The sequence below is a fragment of the Candidatus Thiothrix putei genome, assembly GCA_029972225.1.
Taxonomy (GTDB): Bacteria; Pseudomonadota; Gammaproteobacteria; order Thiotrichales; family Thiotrichaceae; genus Thiothrix; species Thiothrix putei.
Window position 1 is genome coordinate 3,105,370 of the sequence record CP124756.1, and the last position, 16,922, is coordinate 3,122,291.

Sequence of the window (16,922 nt, forward strand, 5' to 3'; positions counted from 1 at the left end):
GTATCATCAAGCGCTTTGTGACAATACTACAGGATTCCCCATGCGCCCAGCTTCACTCAGTTCCATTCTCGACAAAGAGTTTCTCGGCACGTTAGAAGGTCATCATACCCCCGTAATGTTGTGGGGGCCGCCGGGTGTAGGCAAGTCGCAAATTGTGGCGCAAGTCGGGGTTCGCCACACAGTTCCCGTGATTGACGTGCGTTTATCGCAAATGGAACCCAGCGATTTACGCGGCATTCCTTTCCGTGATAAGGAATTGGTGGAATGGGCGATTCCCTCCATGTTGCCGGATGAAGAGCGCCACGGGGCAATGGGTATTTTGTTTCTGGATGAAATCACCTCCGCCGTGCCAAGCGTATCTGCCGCTGCGTATCAGTTGATTCTGGATCGACGCTTGGGTGATTACCGCGTACCGGATGGCTGGGCAATCTTTGCTGCGGGCAACCGCCAAGGCGATCGGGGCGTGACTTACACCATGCCCGCCCCTTTAGCCAACCGCTTTTCACACTTTGAAGTGGATTTGAATTTGGATGACTGGGTAGCGTGGGCATACAAGCACCATATCGACGAACGCATTATCGGCTTTTTGCGCTTCCGCCCTGAACAATTGTTTAACTTTGATCCGGCACACAATCCGGTCGCCTTCCCTACCCCGCGTTCGTGGGAATTTGCGCACCGCGCCTTGCAGAAATTTGGCAATTCCCCCAATTTATTGCTGGGAACTTTGCAAGCCTGTGTCGGGCCAGCGGCGGGTATTGAGCTGAAAGCGTTTGTGGATAGCCTCGATCAAATGCCAGACTTGGATGCGATTTTGCGCGGTGAAGATGTCAAATCGCCCAAAGAAGTGGATTTGCAATACGCGGTGGCTTCGTCACTGGTAGGGCGGGCAATTCGTGCAAAGGGTACGCCAGAAGCAGCGGAAACTTACGGGCATATTCTCAATTACGCCAAGGCATTTCCGCTGAAAGAAATGGGCGTGATGTTGGTGTCGGACATGCTCCGCGCGGTGGGAGATGAGATTTTTGGAATTCCGGCGTTTGCGCAGTGGGCGCAGTCGATTGGCGATATTATGTTGTACGATTAAACCCTAGCGGAGGGAGACTTAATCACATGACCCAATACTCCAACATCGTCATCCTCACCGGCGCTGGCATCTCCGCCGAATCCGGCATTCAGACATTCCGTGCCAGTGACGGCTTGTGGCACAACCACCGCATCGAAGACGTTGCCACCCCGCAAGGTTTCGCCAACAACCCCGCGCTGGTACACGAGTTTTACAATACGCGCCGTCAGCAATTACGCGACCCCGCTGTGCAACCCAACGCTGCCCACCTCGCCCTCGCACAACTGGAACGTGAACATTCCGGCAACATGCTACTCATCACCCAAAACGTCGATGATCTGCACGAACGCGCTGGCAGCGAAAACTTGCTGCACATGCACGGCGAATTGAACAAAATTCGCTGCAACCATTGCGGCATGGGTTACGGTTGCATGGAAGACATCGGCACACACACACACTGCAAAAGCTGTGGCAAAACCGGCGGAATGCGACCACATATCGTCTGGTTTGGTGAAATGCCTTTTCACATGCGCAATATAGAACAGGCATTGAACGACTGCGATTTATTCATCTCTATTGGCACATCAGGGCAAGTTTACCCCGCTGCGGGTTTTGTTGAGTTCGCCCGTCAACAAGGCGCTCACACGGTAGAACTAAACCTCGACCCCAGCAGCAATAGCGAAATGTTTCACCAGTCCATCAATGGCTTAGCCAGCCAAATTGTACCAACGTTTGTCGAAACACTATTGGCTTCACGGCTTAGCCTATTCCCAACTGTAATGAGATGTTTTTAACCAAAATTGCACGTAGGCATAAAAAAACCCGCTGAGATGCGGGTTTCAGGATGTTTTAGAACGTCACCGTTCTTTAATATGGCGGAGAGCGAGGGATTCGAACCCCCGGAGGTTTAACCCTCAACGGTTTTCAAGACCGCCGCCTTCGACCACTCGACCAGCTCTCCGAAGGATGCGTATACTACTTAAAATGCGGCTGGATTTCTAGTACTTTTTCTAGGAAAGGTTTGGTTTTCTGTCTGTCAGCCATGGGGTGGCTATGTTAGAATCCACCTTTTATGACTGCCCTAATCGAGACAGGCTTAATGGATTCAAGCAAACCCTCTCTAACTTACCGTGATGCTGGCGTTGATATTGATGCAGGCAATAATCTGGTAGAACGTATTAAACCCCTCGCACAACGCACTAAACGTCCTGAAATGTTGGGAGGCTTAGGTGGTTTTGGCGCACTAATGTCGATTCCCTCCCACTACAAGCACCCCGTACTGGTTTCCGGCACAGATGGTGTGGGCACAAAACTTAGATTGGCGATAGACACTGGCATTTACGATACCATCGGCATCGACTTAGTGGCCATGTGTGTCAACGATATTATTGTTAGTGGCGCAGAACCGCTGTTTTTCCTCGACTACTATGCCACTGGCAAGCTTGATGTGGATGTCGCGGAAAAAGTCATTGGCGGCATTGCAGAAGGTTGCTCTCAAGCAGGTGCTGCACTTGCAGGTGGCGAAACCGCCGAAATGCCGGGCATGTATCACGGCGATGATTTCGACCTTGCTGGCTTCTGCGTCGGCGTCGTCGAGCGTGACAATATTCTGGATAACTCCCGCGTCCACCGTAACGACGTCTTGATTGGCCTTGCATCCAGCGGCCCACACTCCAACGGCTATTCCCTCATCCGTAAAATTCTCGAAGTCAGTGGTGCATCGCTGGATGACCCCTTTGGTGACAGCACGTTAGGACGTACTTTATTAGAGCCGACGCGCATTTACGTCAAAGCTATCCTCGGTTTGATGCGGCGTTATGACCTGCACGCAGTTGCGCACATCACCGGCGGTGGCTTGACTGAAAACTTGCCGCGTGTTCTGCCTGCCCGCACCAAAGCCAAAATCAGCTTAAGCAGTTGGCAACGGCCGGAGATTTTTAACTGGTTGCAAGCACAAGGCGGTGTTTCTGAGGAAGAAATGCTGCGTACCTTCAATTGTGGCATTGGTATGATTCTAGTCATTCCAGCCGACAAATCCGAAGAAATCATCAGTACCTGCCGCCTCGAAAACATCAAGGCATGGCAAATTGGTGCAATGGATACCTCAGACAGCGATACCCCCTTTGTTGAATATGTCGCTTAATAACACAACAGCACTACCGAATCTGGTCGTGCTGATTTCTGGCAGCGGCAGTAATCTGCAAGCACTCATCAAGGCGATCCACACGGGTCGCTTGGCAGCGCGGATTACGGCTGTCATCAGCAACCGTGCGGATGCTTATGGATTACAACGGGCAGCAGAGGCTGATATTCCGACGGCAGTATTAAGTCATCAAGACTTTGCCAGTCGCGAAGCATTTGACCAAGCCTTACAACAGCGCATTGACGCTTACCAACCTGATTTGGTGGTATTGGCAGGTTTTATGCGCATTCTCACGCCCGGTTTTGTACGCCACTATGAAGGACGGATGCTCAACATCCACCCCTCTCTCTTGCCCTTGTACAAAGGCATCCACACCCATCGGCGCGTACTGGAAGATGGCGGTCATGAACACGGTGTGAGTGTGCATTTTGTCACCCCAGAATTGGATGGCGGCCCTGTGATTATGCAGGCCAAAGTTCCGGTATTACCAAGCGATACAGAAGCAAGTCTGGCGCAACGCATTCAAACGCAAGAACACGTTATTTACCCACAAGTGGTGAAATGGTTCGTGGAAGGCAGGCTTAAACTAGCAGACAATCAGGCAACATTGGATGGAAACGCGCTAACACGTCCCATCCAACATCTCAGCGTTTAATCAACCAAAATGGCATACGTAGTGCAGGTCTTCTAAAGTTTCAATATCGAACGATGAGTTCGCACCCACCTCGAACGATTGACCACCTGCATACGCTGTCCATGTTTCAGTGCCAGCCAAACGGACGTTACAACGACCTTGCAGCAACTCCATGATTTCCGGCGCACCGGTATTGAAGGTCAGCGTAGATGGTAAAATAACGCCAACGCTTTTACGCGTACCATCCGCCAACGTTACCGTGTGGCTGACACACTTACCATCAAAATACACATTAGCGGTTTTGTTAACGCTGACATTCTCAAACTGACTCATAAACTTCCTTTGTAGATGAAGGGGTAAATTACTGACCTGCAATGGTCATCTTATCAATCAAAATCGAACCGGTACGGATACTACCACGCTCATCCACATCATCACCGATCGCGACAATGCCTTTGAACATATCCTTTAGATTGCCCGCAATGGTTACTTCCTCAACAGGGTGCACAATCATGCCATTTTCAACCCAGTAACCCACTGCACCCCGCGAATAGTCACCGGTAATGCCGTTAATACCATTACCGATTAACTCCGTGACCATCAGGCCAGTACCCATTTCTGCCAACAGATCAGGAAAGCTCTTGCCTGTATCCGCCAACAATAAATTGCTGGCACCACTCGCACTACCGGTACTTTGCATTCCCAATTTGCGAGCGCTGTAGCTGCCAAGGAAATAGCCCTGAATAACGCCATCTTTCACAATGTCACGCGCTTGCGTTGCCACCCCTTCCGCATCGTAAGAACGGCTACCCAGTGCTTGACGAATAAAGGGATCTTCATGCAATTGCACGAAATCGGGGAAGGCTTGTTGTCCCATGGAATTCAGCAAAAAGCTGGCCTTGCGGTATTGCGAACTACCACTGATGGCTGATACCAATTGCCCAATCAAGCCACGCGCCATTTGCGGCACAAATAATATAGGCGCTTCACGGGTGGACAATGAACGTGCATTCAAACGCCGCACTGTGCGTTGCGCCGCTTCTGCCCCCACGCTATCCGCAGACTCCAATAAGCTTGGTACACGCGACACGCTGTACCAATAATCGCGCTGCATGGACTCACCTTCTTGCGCCACCACCGAACAACTCAGGGAATGCCGCGTGCTATGGTTGATCCCCATGAAACCGTGTGAATTGGCGTACAAGCTCATACCCGCGTAGCTATCCACACTCGCGCCTTCGCTATTGGTGATGCGGGCATCGTGCTCACGCGCTACCGCTTCGGTTTGCAGCGCCATGTCAATCGCCATGTCTGCGTCCAGTTCCCACGGGTGGTACAAGTCCAGCTTAGGAAATTCCGTTGCCATGCGTTCCGCATCAGCCAAACCATTGAAAGCATCTTCCGAGGTATAACGTGCAATCCGGCAGGCCGCATCCAAGGTATCCGCCAACGCTTGCGGCGAAAAATCCCCCGTAGAGGCATAGCCTTTGCGATGCCCAAAGTAAACCGTGAGATTAATGCCCTGATCGCGGTGGTACTGCAACTTATCAACCTGCCCCATGCGTACTTCGACGGAAAGCCCCGTCCCCTTGTCAAGGTCAAGTTCGGCAGCCGTCGCACCTTTGGCTTTAGCCGCAGCCAGCACATGCTCCGCCATCGCCTGAAATTCGGTCGCAATGTCGAAACGGTTTTCGAGTTCAATCATGGTGGTTATCCTTATGCTGTCGCTGTGCCGCCGACGGTTAAACCGTCAACCCGAAGTGTTGGTTGACCCACGCCCACGGGTACGCTTTGCCCATCTTTACCGCACACGCCGATGCCGGTATCCAGTTGCAAATCATTGCCGACCATGCTGACACGGGTTAATACATCCGGGCCATTGCCAATCAGCGTGGCATTTTTCAACGGCTTGCCAAGCTTGCCGTTTTCGATTTGATAAGCTTCAGAGGCAGAAAACACGAACTTACCCGACGTAATGTCGACTTGCCCGCCAGAGAAATTGACGGCGTAAATGCCTTTATCGACTGAAGCAATGATTTCAGCAGGGTCATACTCACCCGCCCGCATGTAAGTATTGGTCATGCGCGGCATTGGCAAGTTGGCGTAAGACTGACGGCGACCATTGCCGGTGGATTGCGTCCCCATCAACGCCGCATTCTGACGGTCAAATAAATAACCTTTGAGAATGCCGTCTTCAATCAGCGTCGTGCATTGGGTTTGTGTACCCTCATCATCCACGCTTAAGGAACCACGACGCTGTTCGAGCGTACCATCATCCACCACCGTAATCCCTTTAGCGGCGACTTGTTCACCGATACGCCCCGCAAACGCTGATGTCCCTTTGCGGTTGAAATCGCCCTCTAAACCGTGACCGATCGCTTCGTGTAGCAATACACCCGGCCAGCCATTGCCTAACACAACGGTCATATTCCCAGCCGGGGCTGCTTCTGCATCCAAATTGATTAACGCCTTACGTACAGCCTCTTCGGCATATTCTTGCGCTTTATTCCCATTGAGGAAAAAATCGAGGTTGAAACGCCCGCCACCACCTGCGGTTGCACTTTCGGTTTGCCCGTTACGCTCCACAATCACGGAAACGTTAGCTCGGACTAAGGGGCGGACGTCGGCGGTCATGCGTCCGGTTTCATCGACCACCAGAATGATTTCATGCACGGCAACCATATTTGCCATCACTTGTTGCACATACGGGCTAGTAGCGCGGGCAATGCTGTCAATCTGACGCAGAAAACTGATTTTATCGTCTTCTGATAATGAATTTAGTGGGTCATCCATACCATAAAGTGGACGTTGTGGCGTGCGCACTGTCCACGCATTAACGGAACCCGATTGCCCCGCACGGCTGATCGCTCGCGCGGCTTTCGCTGACTCCAATAAAGCAGGTAGCGTAATTTCACCGCTATAAGCAAAGCCGGTTTGCTCACCACACACGGAGCGCACGCCAACACCTTGCTCAATGCTGTAGCTACCGCTTTTGATAATGCCTTCTTCCAAGCCCCACGATTCATAGCGGGCAGACTGGAAATACAAATCAGCCAAGGTCGTGTCTTTGGTTAAAAGCTGACTAAACACCTGTTCCAGATGCTGTTCACTCAGACCCGTCGGGGCAAAAAAAGCCTCGCGGGCAAAATCGTATGCCTGTTTCATGATGTTCCTTGATTGATATTGTCTTTAGGGCAGCGGTGCGAGAGTACCGGGAACGTTTTGCGCGTTTGTTCCAACGCCTCAAGGTCGATGTCTGCTAACACCACCCCAGCACCTTTTTCGCACACACCACGCACTCGCCCCCAGTAATCCACAATCATGCTGTGACCATAGGTGGTACGTCCGCTAACATGATAACCACCTTGTCCGGGGGCAACCACATAGCAGAGGTTTTCAATCGCACGGGCACGCAATAATACTTCCCAATGCGCTTTACCTGTCAATTCGGTAAACGCGGAGGGAATCACCAAAATTTGCGCCCCCTGCTCAGATAAGCGTCGATACAGTTCCGGGAAACGCAAGTCGTAACACACCGACATGCCAACTTTGCCAAACGGTGTATCCACAACCACTGGGGTGCTACCTGGTACTGTGGTATCACTCTCGGTATACACTTCTTGGTTTTCACTGAGCATGACATCGAAGAGGTGAATTTTATCGTAACGCGCTACTACCTTGCCTTTATCATCATACATCAGCGAGGCGGCATACGAACGCGCCGGATCGTCGGAACGAATCGGAATAGTACCCGCGACAATCCAAACACCGTACTTGCGTGCTTGCTGGCTAAGAAATGTCTGGATAGGCCCATTACCAAAGGTTTCTGCCACTTTCACCTTGTCAGCTTCATCTGCACCCATCATGGCAAAGGTTTCAGGCAACACCACCATACCTGCGCCACGTGCTGCTGCTTCCTTAATCAACCGCCCGGCCTCCATCAAGTTAGCCTGAACTTGAGGGCCTGCTGCCATTTGTAGTGCTGCGATTAACGCCATGCTTATTCTCCACTTACTTGTATGCTTGACTTCATTGTCTGTTCAATGCGCTAAAACATCAACATCCGTCTTTTTGAATGGTGGTTTTAATTCGACGACTTCTGGTTTTTTCCATGAACCGGTGACCTGATAGCGCAGCCCACCTGCCGTTTGCAATTGATGTTCAGCACTTTTTTCGGTGAGTGAATTGAACAGCAGCATCACAGCACCTCCCCCTAAACCACCGACCGCAGCCCCCACCACCGGCAAGGCAGAACGCAAGTTTGGTATCACCGTGACCGTGTGATGCAAGGTTTTGCGGTTAAGATCAAGGCTCCCCTCAATACCCGCCACCAACGCAGCGGCTTCGATGCGTGTGTCGTGTGTTTTCAGAATGCCATTTTCCAACTGAAAACTGCCATTGATAGCATCAAAGGCTACCCCTTTGGCAGTCATATCCCGAAAATCCAAGGCCAAACGGTTCGGCAAGCGTTGCGTATTCAGCAAACCTAGCAAGCGTCCCAAACCGGGGTCGACATCCGCCAGACTACCCTTACCAAGCGTGGCATCAATCTCACCCGTCAAGTTGGCTAAAGCAAAACTAAAGGGTGCACCTTGCCACTGTAAACGCGCATTGGCGTGTAACGAACCACCTTGCAGTGCAGCTTCCTTACCCGGTTCAGCCAAGAGCTTCCCAGGCTCAGCGATAGTTGCGGTAGCGGTCAGTTCAGTACGGGCAGTACCATCCGCATCCTTATACCAACGCCCATTGGAAGCTGATAAGTTCATCAGAGGGTGACGGATATTCAACGTCTCAATCAACAGTTCGTCACGCGATTTATTCAAGTTGAGAATCAAGTGCTGAAGTGGAAAATCCCCCTTCCGGCAATCCGTGCAAGTGAAACGCATGGAGGGGAAGTCCGTCGGAGACAGCCCCGTTCCCGCCGTCGATTTGTTACCCGGCAGGTGTTCGCCCAGTTGATCAAGATCAACACCCTGCAAATCAATATTCACACGCCCACTTGCCAACGCGTTGAACGGCAGGTGAACATTGGCTTGTAATTTATCCGCACGTATATGGGCTTTGAGAATATCGGAACCACTCACCCGCACATCCGCTTTGCCCAACGACTGCTTGCCCAACAGTAGACGACCAACACTCAGGTCGGCTTGCAGCTCAAGTGGTGGTGCAGCCGAGGCAGTGCCTCCTCCCGTTATCAGCCCCAAACCTTGCCATGCCAGTAAATCGAATTCTGCCAATGCCCCACCAAGCTGAATACCACGAGTCGGCAGACTGACAGGTTTATCATCGAAACGAATGCCGATAGCGGGAAGCTGCTCACCCTTATGTGGCAAACGTGCGTTTATCCCCAACTGTTTACCCAATGCGACCGCTGCTTTCCAAGGTTGCGCGGAATCAAACGGTAATTCAACGTCTACCGCTAACTCACGCGAATCAGACGCTACTTTCCCAAAAGGCGACGGCAGAGTAATCCCGACCCCTTGCAACTGACTGCGAGCCGACACTGTCAAACGATTGAGTGCTTTACCTACTTTGACATTAAACGCAGGCAATTCCAAATGGGTATCCACTAGAGCAAAACCATGCAGGTACTGGCGTAAGCTGGCTAAACTTTCAGGCAGAAATACACCGGGCTGCTGTTGCTGTTGTAAATCAACGCGAATAATTCCTTTAGCTTTATCGGTACTCGCCGCTAGTTTGAGCGGTTGTTGCCGGTATTGCCCTGTTGCGCCGGTGGCATCCACGCCATGCTGATCAAAATGCACATTACCCTTTAGTTGGGTAAAGGTCTGTTGGTATTCGGGGATCGAAAAACTGTTCCCCAACAAGCTAACCACGCCATCCACCGCCACGCCTTGTTGGTCTAACGTAGTCTTTTTCAGTGGCACATCCAGTTTCAGGCGCAAGGCTGAATCACCCGAAAAACGTGCGACTTGCATAAAATCACGCAACTGACGCCCAATCGATGCCTCTTGCAGATAATTCATGTGCGCCTGCAAATTGCCTTGTGTCTGCAAATCGAGTAACAGATGATTATCGTGCGTATGCATATTCGGAATAGCGACATTCCCCCCTGTCACCCCCAATTCCATAATCCGCGCACTGTAGACGGTGGCATTCATATCAGCGTTATGAAAATGCAACTCCCCCTTTACCTCATGTGCAGCAGGCCATTCGGGTAAATACGCCAGTACCCCATTTTCAATGTCAAAACGAATGTCAAATACACCCGGCTTCTGCTGAAATGGAAAGTCAGCCGGATTTCCACGCAACACAAACTCACCTTTAGGCACATAACCGTTCACAATCGCGGTTTTCAACCACTCTTCGGTGTTATCGGGAATAATCGCCGGAATATAATCACGCACATTATCCAAAATGCGACGTGTGGCAAAGGTCATGTTCAAGTCAATGTTTGGAGGCTGAGTAGTCGGCAGTGCCAGACTGCCCTGACCTTGCAGCGTAATATCCGGGTTTTCAGCTTTTAAATGACTCAGTTGCCAATGCCAACCATCCGCTTTGACTTGCCACTCCAGCTCCGCTGCTAACGTATCCAAGCGTAACGTTTTTTCAAACCACTGCGGGTAACTCAACTTGCTATCGTTAATATTGACCTTAACGCTTCCACCTTCGTTTGCTGCGGTAAACGTTGCATTAATACCTTGCATCGCAGGAGCACGTGCATTGCCAGCCCAGCCCAAATGCTGAACCTCACCTTCACCACGAATATGCAACGGCTTACCCACTTCTGACTGGATAGTCGCATCCAACTTCAAACCACCCGCGTTTACCCCGTATTGTTGCAGTACGGGTGATGGCAGTGCCGCAAGATTAAAAATATGAGTACGGGTATGCAAATTGCCAGCCCATTGCGTTGTACCATCGGCTTTATCCACTTGATGCAACACCGCATCAACCCCCAAGGTTTCACCAATCGTGGGAGGAAACAAGGCATCGGCCTGCAAGGTGATTTCATTCGGTAAAATTTCACCCATGAATTGCAGGTCACTGAGGGTTAACGTGCGATGATTCGTCACATCCATCCAATGGACAAAACCGCTGTTAATGCTAATACGTATGGGGGATTGGCGTTCAATATTCAGTACGGTATTTTTTTGCCCCGGCAACGGAAAAGTTAGACCCTGAATATCCGGCAATTCGTTAGCCTGCTGCCGTAGGATAAACTCCACTCCCTCCAACCGAATCTCAGCCGGTTGCAGCCGTAACGTCCGCAGACTTTCACGCCAATCCACCGTCAACGCCAGTTGGCGAATTTGGATGGGCGATTGCCCAGAACGTTCCGTCAATTGCAGATTTTCTAATACCCACAGCATATCGTCGCCGTCACTATCGACACGAATTTGCCCGATGCTGATCGGGTTGCCGATAAAACTCGACAACTCTTCTTCTAGTATGCCTTTATAGTTGCCAACAAGCGGCAACCAGAGCTGCGCCAGCCCCACCAGCGCCACCAGAAAAATAGCCCAATGAAAAAAGAAAGTCAGTAGCAGGTAGGTGAGGCGTAATACAAAACCGCCCTGCCTCCTAGAGAAGTACAACGTCGAAATGCTCCTGCGTATAAAGTGATTCTACCTGCAAGCGAATCGGAATCCCCACGAATTGCTGCAACTCTGCCAAACTGTCGGATTCTTCATCCAGCAATAAATCCACCACCTCCTGCGAGGCCAGCACCAACAATTCACGCGCATCAAACTGGCGCACTGCCCGCAAGATCTCACGGAACACTTCGTAACACACCGTTTCCGCGCTTTTGACAAACCCATTGCCGTTACAACATGGACAAGGTTGACACAGAATATGTTCCAAACTTTCGCGGGTACGTTTGCGGGTCATCTCTACTAAACCGAGTGGTGAAACATCACACACATAGGTTTTGGCATAATCGCGTTCCAACGACTTTTCCAGCAACTTCAACACCTGTTGGCGGTGATCGTGTTGCAGCATGTCGATGAAGTCAATGATGATAATGCCGCCCAGATTACGCAACCGTAATTGGCGGGCAATGGTTTGTGCCGCTTCCAGATTGGTGCGAAAAATAGTTTCTTCCAGATTGCGACTGCCAACAAAACCACCGGTATTCACGTCAATGGTCGTCATCGCTTCGGTTTGGTCGATGATCAAATAACCACCCGATTTGAGCGGCACTTTGCGTTGCAAGGCTTTCTGAATTTCTTCCTCCACGCCATGCAAATCAAAAATCGGGCGTTCACCGGGGTAATGATCAATGACACTCGCGAGATCAGGAATATATTTTTGGCTAAATTCAATCACTTTAGTCGCTGTTTCTCGCGAATCAATTAATACTTTGCTGATTTTCTCCCCCACCATGTCACGCAAAACACGCAATACGAGTGGCAGGTCGGAATAGACCAAGGTTGGCGCGGCTGACTCTAGTGATATTTTTGTAATACTTTCCCAGAGTTTGCGTAAAAACTTCATGTCACGCCGCAGGTCATCCTCGCTGATACCTTCGGCGGCAGTGCGCACGATATAACCGTGCTCATCACCAAATTCGGTTCTTAGCTGCTCAATGATTCCCCGCAAGCGTTCACGCTCGCTACCCTCTTCAATTTTGCCGGAAACACCCACATTATTGTTATCCGGCATCAACACCAAAAAACGCGAGGGAATGGTAACATGCGTGGTCAAACGCGCTCCCTTTGTGCCTAATGGGTCTTTAATGACTTGCACTAATAGCTTTTTGCCTTCGTACAAAAGTTCGCTGATTTGCAGCGTAGGACGAGGGATAGTGCTTTGAAATTCTTCGAGGGAAGGATGTGTCAAATCCGACGCATGTAAAAAAGCCGATTTTTCCAAGCCAATGTCGATGAAAGCCGCTTCCATCCCCGGTAATACCCGGCAAACTTTGCCTTTGTAAATGTTACCGACAATCCCTTTGCGGGTAGTACGCTCAATCAAAACTTCTTGTAAACAGCCATTTTCGAGTAAGGCAACCCGTGATTCTTGCGGGGTAACATTGATTAATAATTCTGCGCTCATGAGTGTGCCTTTGTTGGTAATGATTGTTATAAGGTCTGGATGCCTGCTGTTGTCAGCAGTTGCGCCGTTTCAAACAGAGGTAACCCCATCACCCCAGAGTAGGAACCCTCTAAGCGTTCAACGAATACTGCACCAAGTCCTTGAATCGCATAGGCTCCTGCTTTGTCGCGTGGTTCACCACTTGCCCAGTATGCCAGAATTTCGGAGTCTGTGATGGTACGGAACTTAACCATACTGCGACTCAGCGCTACTTGTGTGCCTGTTACAGTCGTTAGTGCAACAGCGGTAAGAATCTCGTGCACTTGCCCCGACATTTGCCGCAGCATTTGTTGCGCGTGGGGGAAATCACGGGGTTTAACCAACAATTCGCCATTAAGAATGCCTAGCGTGTCCGAACCGAGTACCGGTAAGTTCCCTGAGCGCAGTCGAAGGGAAACCGTTTCCGCTTTCAGAATTGCTAAACGTTCCACCAACGCTTCGGGTGTTTCTCCCAACAGCGGCGTTTCATCCACATCAGCCGTTTGCACCACAAAACGAATGCCAATTTGTGCCAATAATTCACTGCGACGGGGCGAAGCAGATGCAAGAATAAGCTGCGGGGCTTGCATTTAATCCCCCCGATGGTAAGGGTGGTTGGTTAAAATACTCCAAGCACGAAACAATTGCTCCGCCACCACAATTCGTACCAGCGGATGCGGAAACGTCAGCGGTGACAGCGACCAGCTCTGTTCAGCACGTTGCAAACACGCGGGTGACAAACCTTCCGGCCCCCCCACCAACAGGCTGACATCACGACCAGACATCATCCAGCTATCCAGTTGTTGGGCAAGCTGTTCGGTTGACCAAGGCTTGCCTTTTACATCGAGCGTGATCACCAGATTGCCGTCGGGGATCGCTGCCAGCAACTTTTCACCTTCACTCTGACGAATACGGTTCAAATCGCTGTTTTTGGTGCGTTTCTCAGCAGCAATTTCGCGGATCAACAACTGGCATTGCGGCGGCATCCGTCCGGCGTATTCGTCCGTGCCGCTGTTGACCCAACCCGGCATTTTCGTGCCAATCGCTAACAGGTGGATACGCATTTAGTCAGGAGTACCCGGCATACTAGGGCGCGACTGTGGCAAGCCCTCGCCCACCTCCCAGAGTTTTTCCAGATTGTAGTAGTCGCGGGTGCTGGCAAGCATAACGTGCAAGATGATGTCATTAAGGTCAAGCAATACCCAATCGGACTGCCCATCCCCTTCGATACCCAGCGGTTGCACACCGGCTTCTTTCACTGCCAGCTCAACCGCATCCGCAAGGGATTTAACGTGACGATTGGAGTTACCCGTCACGATCACCATCATATCCGTGATGGCAGATTTGCCACGCACATCAATCGTCTTGATGTCTTGGCCTTTCATGTCGTCCAGTGTTTTAACCACTAATTGTTTAAGTGTTTCGAGTTCCATTAATTATTCACAGTAAAGTTGATGTCGTTGAATATAGTCCAGAACGCTGTCTGGCAACAAATACCGGGGGGTTTTACCCTGTTTCAATAGCCCGCGCACCTGTGTAGCGGAAATATCCAGTGCGGTGACGGGTAATAGGTAAATCCTGCCTGCGGGTGTGGTGCGTAAATCATCGGGGTTTGTACTGAGGTAAGGTTCATACCAACCGTTAGGGGGCAGACTATACGCTGGACGCTGCACCACGACCAGATGCGTGAGAGTTAAAATTTCATTCCAACGGTGCCAACGCTGAAAATGCAGGAAAGCATCGAAGCCAAGGGTGAACAAGAGTGGGCGTTCGCGACCAACTTCCGTTCGGAAAGTTTGCAGGGTGTCGAAGCTGTAGGAATACCCATCACGGCGTAGTTCGCGACTATCGGCTTGTAAACGCGGTTCGGAGGCAATAGCGGCTTGCAGCATAGTCAAACGCTGTGCCGGAGTGGCAAGTGGTTGAGGACGGTGTGGTGGTACGTTGCCAGGGATTAGGCGCATGTCGGAAATACCAAAATATTCCGCCACTTCCAATGCGGTACGTAGATGCGCGTGGTGGATGGGGTCGAACGTACCGCCGAAAATACCGATCATGTGAACATACCTTATTGAAACAATTAGAATAGCAAGATGATTGTAACCTCATGCCCTAGCACCTACCACAACAGGGTTATTGGCATCGCACCACCCTACCCCGATAATCTTGACTCATTATCTGGGAAATAGGTACACGCCCCTTGCAGCTTTCCAACGAAGACAACCTGCGGCTCAACGTCCTGCTTGCCCAACCGCTGCAAGCTGTGCGCATCAACGAGTCCACCATGACCGTCCACGCCCTCACTGAGCGGGGCGAAGCGAAAGTGCGCCTCAACCCCACCGCGCGGGATGATCAATACCTGCGCTGGGTACGCGAATTGCTCTCCATGAAAGTCACCGGCTCACCCGGCGGCTACCCCATTTTCCTGAAACGCTGGACGCGCATGGGTCACGCCCGCAATAACCTCGACCAAATGCTGCTCCTTGGCGAACCCGAAGCCGTCGCCGCCGTGGTCTACACTCCCGGTCTGACCCATGACATTGCAAAACGCGCATGGTGGGCAAGCCCCAGTGCCACCAACGCCCGCTGCCTCTTAGAAAACCCCGAAGTCGTCGCAGGCGAACTCGGCAAAGAACTCACCGCCTACCTGCTCGAATTCCTGCCCTTCGAGGAAACCCAACTCGACGTAGTAGACACCGTGCGCCTCTGCCTGCAAGGTGAACTCATTACCCCTGCCGAACGCACCAAACTCTGGGAACGCGCCAAACGCAAAAACCCGTTCTACATCGGTTTCCTGCACGCTGACCCGACGTACATCCCCTTGCCCGCCAAGCCGCATCGCCACCATGCCGATCTTACCGCACAACTAGCTATGCAACTTGAAGCAGGTAATCCCTACGCTCAAGCCTTCAGTCAAACGCTTGATAGTTCAGGACAAAACTGGCTACGCGCCCTGCAACTCGCACTCGAAAAGCCGGTCGATCAAGAAGTCGTCATCTCTTTATTCATCGCCATCGACAAACGCTTCCCGCTACCCTTGCCGGAATCGCGCGGAGTACGCGACCTGAATACCGCCCTGCAACGCGCTGAACAATTCTGCCACGCCGCTGATGATTGCCCAGCCGACGCAAAAGCCGTGCGCGACACCTTGAATCCCGACACATTGCCCCTATTTAAGGCTATGTTAATATTGGCGCAAATGGGGGAAGATTCCCTCATTCCGTATTTTGGCGGCAACGATTCGGTCGGTTCAGTGATGCGCAAACGCCTCGAACCCTTGATCAAACCCTTGCTGGCGCAAACCACCCTTTTACTCAAATAGGTACACCCATGCCCTACTACGTGTTCAAAATCACCCAACCCAACCCGATGATCAAAAATCTGGATTTGCAAGAAGCGTGCGAAACATACCCCGCAGCTCGTGAACTGGCACGTAACCTACGTGCACAACAAGAACCCGGCGACAAAGCCATCGTCAAAATCGTCTTCGCTGCCAGCCAACTCGAAGCCGAAGAAAACCTACACGAAACCCGCGAAAAACCCATCCTAATGGAATGGGAAAAGTAAGCCGCGCATGGATGAAGACCAATACCGCAGTGTTTACCGCGAAGTTAACGCCAACCGCTGCGTATTCGAGAAAGCGTTAAACAATCGCCGTTGCGATTGCAGCCGCCACGAGCGTTTCCTGCTGGCAACCCGCGAAGCCGTCGGCTGTAAATCGGAAGCCAGCCTCGCCAATTGCACGGTTTTTTTGGACACATTGCGTGAAAAATCCCGCTTTGCCCTGCGTGAAACCCTGATTGATGGCCCATTGCCGCACAATAAGGAACTCAAAGTGCAAGCAGGCGGCACCTTAGCCCTGCAACAGCACCTTTTTCCTGAGCAAATAGCGGCAAAAACCACGCAAGACATCTACGAATTGGTCAACATCGCGCTGTCAAAATACGTTAATATTGCCGATTTCCCGTATGGCGAACTCGTCAAAGGTGTCGTCCACTACGAAAGCCGCCCCAAACGTGGCAAATAACCCAGTTTTTAGGTGA

General features: G+C 51.3%; 17 protein-coding genes and 1 tRNA gene. 7 read left to right on the forward strand and 11 right to left on the reverse strand.

Annotated features, from left to right (window positions below; genetic code table 11):
• The first annotated feature begins 40 nt into the window (after positions 1–40).
• Both QJT81_15925 and cobB read left to right on the forward strand, forming a co-directional pair.
• Positions 41–1,084, forward strand: a complete 1,044-nt coding sequence (locus QJT81_15925; GenBank protein WGZ93284.1) for an AAA family ATPase — start codon at positions 41–43, stop codon at positions 1,082–1,084.
• 26 nt (positions 1,085–1,110) lie between these two features.
• Positions 1,111–1,857: an NAD-dependent protein deacylase gene (gene cobB, locus QJT81_15930; GenBank protein ID WGZ93285.1), complete on the forward strand. Its 747-nt coding sequence runs from the start codon at positions 1,111–1,113 to the stop codon at positions 1,855–1,857.
• A gap of 79 nt (positions 1,858–1,936) precedes the next feature.
• On the opposite strand, the gene QJT81_15935 is transcribed toward cobB, so the two are convergent.
• Positions 1,937–2,024 (reverse strand) — tRNA-Ser (locus QJT81_15935).
• A gap of 111 nt (positions 2,025–2,135) precedes the next feature.
• Between QJT81_15935 and purM the strand changes: the two genes are divergently transcribed.
• Both purM and purN read left to right on the forward strand, forming a co-directional pair.
• A complete protein-coding gene (gene purM, locus QJT81_15940) occupies positions 2,136–3,206 on the forward strand; it encodes a phosphoribosylformylglycinamidine cyclo-ligase (protein ID WGZ93286.1) in 1,071 nt (356 codons plus the stop codon).
• Complete coding sequence (purN, locus tag QJT81_15945) at positions 3,196–3,861, forward strand: phosphoribosylglycinamide formyltransferase (protein ID WGZ93287.1); 666 nt, start codon at positions 3,196–3,198, stop codon at positions 3,859–3,861. The genes purM and purN overlap by 11 nt, the downstream gene beginning before the upstream one ends.
• On the opposite strand, the gene QJT81_15950 is transcribed toward purN, so the two are convergent.
• Genes QJT81_15950 through nadD form a run of 10 tightly spaced genes read right to left on the reverse strand, consistent with a single transcriptional unit; the run spans position 3,862 to position 14,936 of the window.
• Positions 3,862–4,173, reverse strand: a complete 312-nt coding sequence (locus QJT81_15950) for a pyrimidine/purine nucleoside phosphorylase (GenBank protein ID WGZ93288.1) — start codon at positions 4,171–4,173, stop codon at positions 3,862–3,864.
• A 28-nt stretch (positions 4,174–4,201) separates the two neighbouring features.
• Entirely contained in the window at positions 4,202–5,545 is a 1,344-nt protein-coding gene (pmbA, locus tag QJT81_15955; protein ID WGZ93289.1) for a metalloprotease PmbA, read from the reverse strand.
• A gap of 11 nt (positions 5,546–5,556) precedes the next feature.
• Entirely contained in the window at positions 5,557–7,005 is a 1,449-nt protein-coding gene (gene tldD, locus QJT81_15960; protein ID WGZ93290.1) for a metalloprotease TldD, read from the reverse strand.
• Positions 7,002–7,838 carry a carbon-nitrogen hydrolase family protein gene (locus tag QJT81_15965; protein WGZ93291.1) on the reverse strand — a complete coding sequence of 279 codons (837 nt, stop codon included), beginning with the start codon at positions 7,836–7,838 and terminating at the stop codon, positions 7,002–7,004. The genes tldD and QJT81_15965 overlap by 4 nt, the downstream gene beginning before the upstream one ends.
• 42 nt (positions 7,839–7,880) lie before the next feature.
• Positions 7,881–11,399 carry a DUF3971 domain-containing protein gene (locus QJT81_15970; protein ID WGZ93292.1) on the reverse strand — a complete coding sequence of 1,173 codons (3,519 nt, stop codon included), beginning with the start codon at positions 11,397–11,399 and terminating at the stop codon, positions 7,881–7,883.
• On the reverse strand, positions 11,386–12,861 hold the full coding sequence (gene rng, locus QJT81_15975; GenBank protein ID WGZ93293.1) for a ribonuclease G: 1,476 nt from the start codon (positions 12,859–12,861) through the stop codon (positions 11,386–11,388). The genes QJT81_15970 and rng overlap by 14 nt, the downstream gene beginning before the upstream one ends.
• A gap of 26 nt (positions 12,862–12,887) precedes the next feature.
• On the reverse strand, positions 12,888–13,469 hold the full coding sequence (locus tag QJT81_15980; protein WGZ93294.1) for a nucleoside triphosphate pyrophosphatase: 582 nt from the start codon (positions 13,467–13,469) through the stop codon (positions 12,888–12,890).
• Positions 13,470–13,943: a 23S rRNA (pseudouridine(1915)-N(3))-methyltransferase RlmH gene (gene rlmH / locus QJT81_15985; protein ID WGZ93295.1), complete on the reverse strand. Its 474-nt coding sequence runs from the start codon at positions 13,941–13,943 to the stop codon at positions 13,470–13,472.
• Positions 13,944–14,312 carry a ribosome silencing factor gene (gene rsfS / locus QJT81_15990; protein ID WGZ93296.1) on the reverse strand — a complete coding sequence of 123 codons (369 nt, stop codon included), beginning with the start codon at positions 14,310–14,312 and terminating at the stop codon, positions 13,944–13,946.
• Between the two features lie 3 nt (positions 14,313–14,315).
• The gene (gene nadD / locus QJT81_15995) at positions 14,316–14,936 is read right to left on the reverse strand and encodes a nicotinate-nucleotide adenylyltransferase (GenBank protein ID WGZ93297.1); all 621 of its coding nucleotides are present in this window, start codon (positions 14,934–14,936) and stop codon (positions 14,316–14,318) included.
• Positions 14,937–15,079: 143 nt separating this feature from the next.
• Here nadD and QJT81_16000 point away from each other — a divergent pair, with 143 nt between their 5' ends.
• From QJT81_16000 to QJT81_16010, 3 genes are read left to right on the forward strand one after another with little or no spacing between them, the layout of a single operon-like run.
• Positions 15,080–16,201, forward strand: coding sequence for a hypothetical protein (locus QJT81_16000; GenBank protein ID WGZ93298.1), 1,122 nt, complete (start codon positions 15,080–15,082; stop codon positions 16,199–16,201).
• Positions 16,202–16,209: 8 nt separating this feature from the next.
• Complete coding sequence (locus QJT81_16005; GenBank protein ID WGZ93299.1) at positions 16,210–16,446, forward strand: hypothetical protein; 237 nt, start codon at positions 16,210–16,212, stop codon at positions 16,444–16,446.
• Between the two features lie 7 nt (positions 16,447–16,453).
• Entirely contained in the window at positions 16,454–16,906 is a 453-nt protein-coding gene (locus QJT81_16010) for a hypothetical protein (protein ID WGZ93300.1), read from the forward strand.
• Positions 16,907–16,922 lie beyond the last annotated feature (16 nt).

Coding starts and splice junctions, on each gene's coding strand:
- rlmH (WGZ93295.1), bottom strand. CDS start 13,943: ATGCGTATCCACCTGTTAGCGATTGGCACGAAAATGCCGGGTTGGGTC.
- QJT81_15965 (WGZ93291.1), bottom strand. CDS start 7,838: ATGGCGTTAATCGCAGCACTACAAATGGCAGCAGGCCCTCAAGTTCAG.
- rng (WGZ93293.1), bottom strand. CDS start 12,861: ATGAGCGCAGAATTATTAATCAATGTTACCCCGCAAGAATCACGGGTT.
- QJT81_15925 (WGZ93284.1), top strand. CDS start 41: ATGCGCCCAGCTTCACTCAGTTCCATTCTCGACAAAGAGTTTCTCGGC.
- pmbA (WGZ93289.1), bottom strand. CDS start 5,545: ATGATTGAACTCGAAAACCGTTTCGACATTGCGACCGAATTTCAGGCG.
- cobB (WGZ93285.1), top strand. CDS start 1,111: ATGACCCAATACTCCAACATCGTCATCCTCACCGGCGCTGGCATCTCC.
- nadD (WGZ93297.1), bottom strand. CDS start 14,936: ATGATCGGTATTTTCGGCGGTACGTTCGACCCCATCCACCACGCGCAT.
- rsfS (WGZ93296.1), bottom strand. CDS start 14,312: ATGGAACTCGAAACACTTAAACAATTAGTGGTTAAAACACTGGACGAC.
- QJT81_15980 (WGZ93294.1), bottom strand. CDS start 13,469: ATGCAAGCCCCGCAGCTTATTCTTGCATCTGCTTCGCCCCGTCGCAGT.
- QJT81_16005 (WGZ93299.1), top strand. CDS start 16,210: ATGCCCTACTACGTGTTCAAAATCACCCAACCCAACCCGATGATCAAA.
- purM (WGZ93286.1), top strand. CDS start 2,136: ATGACTGCCCTAATCGAGACAGGCTTAATGGATTCAAGCAAACCCTCT.
- purN (WGZ93287.1), top strand. CDS start 3,196: ATGTCGCTTAATAACACAACAGCACTACCGAATCTGGTCGTGCTGATT.
- QJT81_16010 (WGZ93300.1), top strand. CDS start 16,454: ATGGATGAAGACCAATACCGCAGTGTTTACCGCGAAGTTAACGCCAAC.
- QJT81_15950 (WGZ93288.1), bottom strand. CDS start 4,173: ATGAGTCAGTTTGAGAATGTCAGCGTTAACAAAACCGCTAATGTGTAT.
- tldD (WGZ93290.1), bottom strand. CDS start 7,005: ATGAAACAGGCATACGATTTTGCCCGCGAGGCTTTTTTTGCCCCGACG.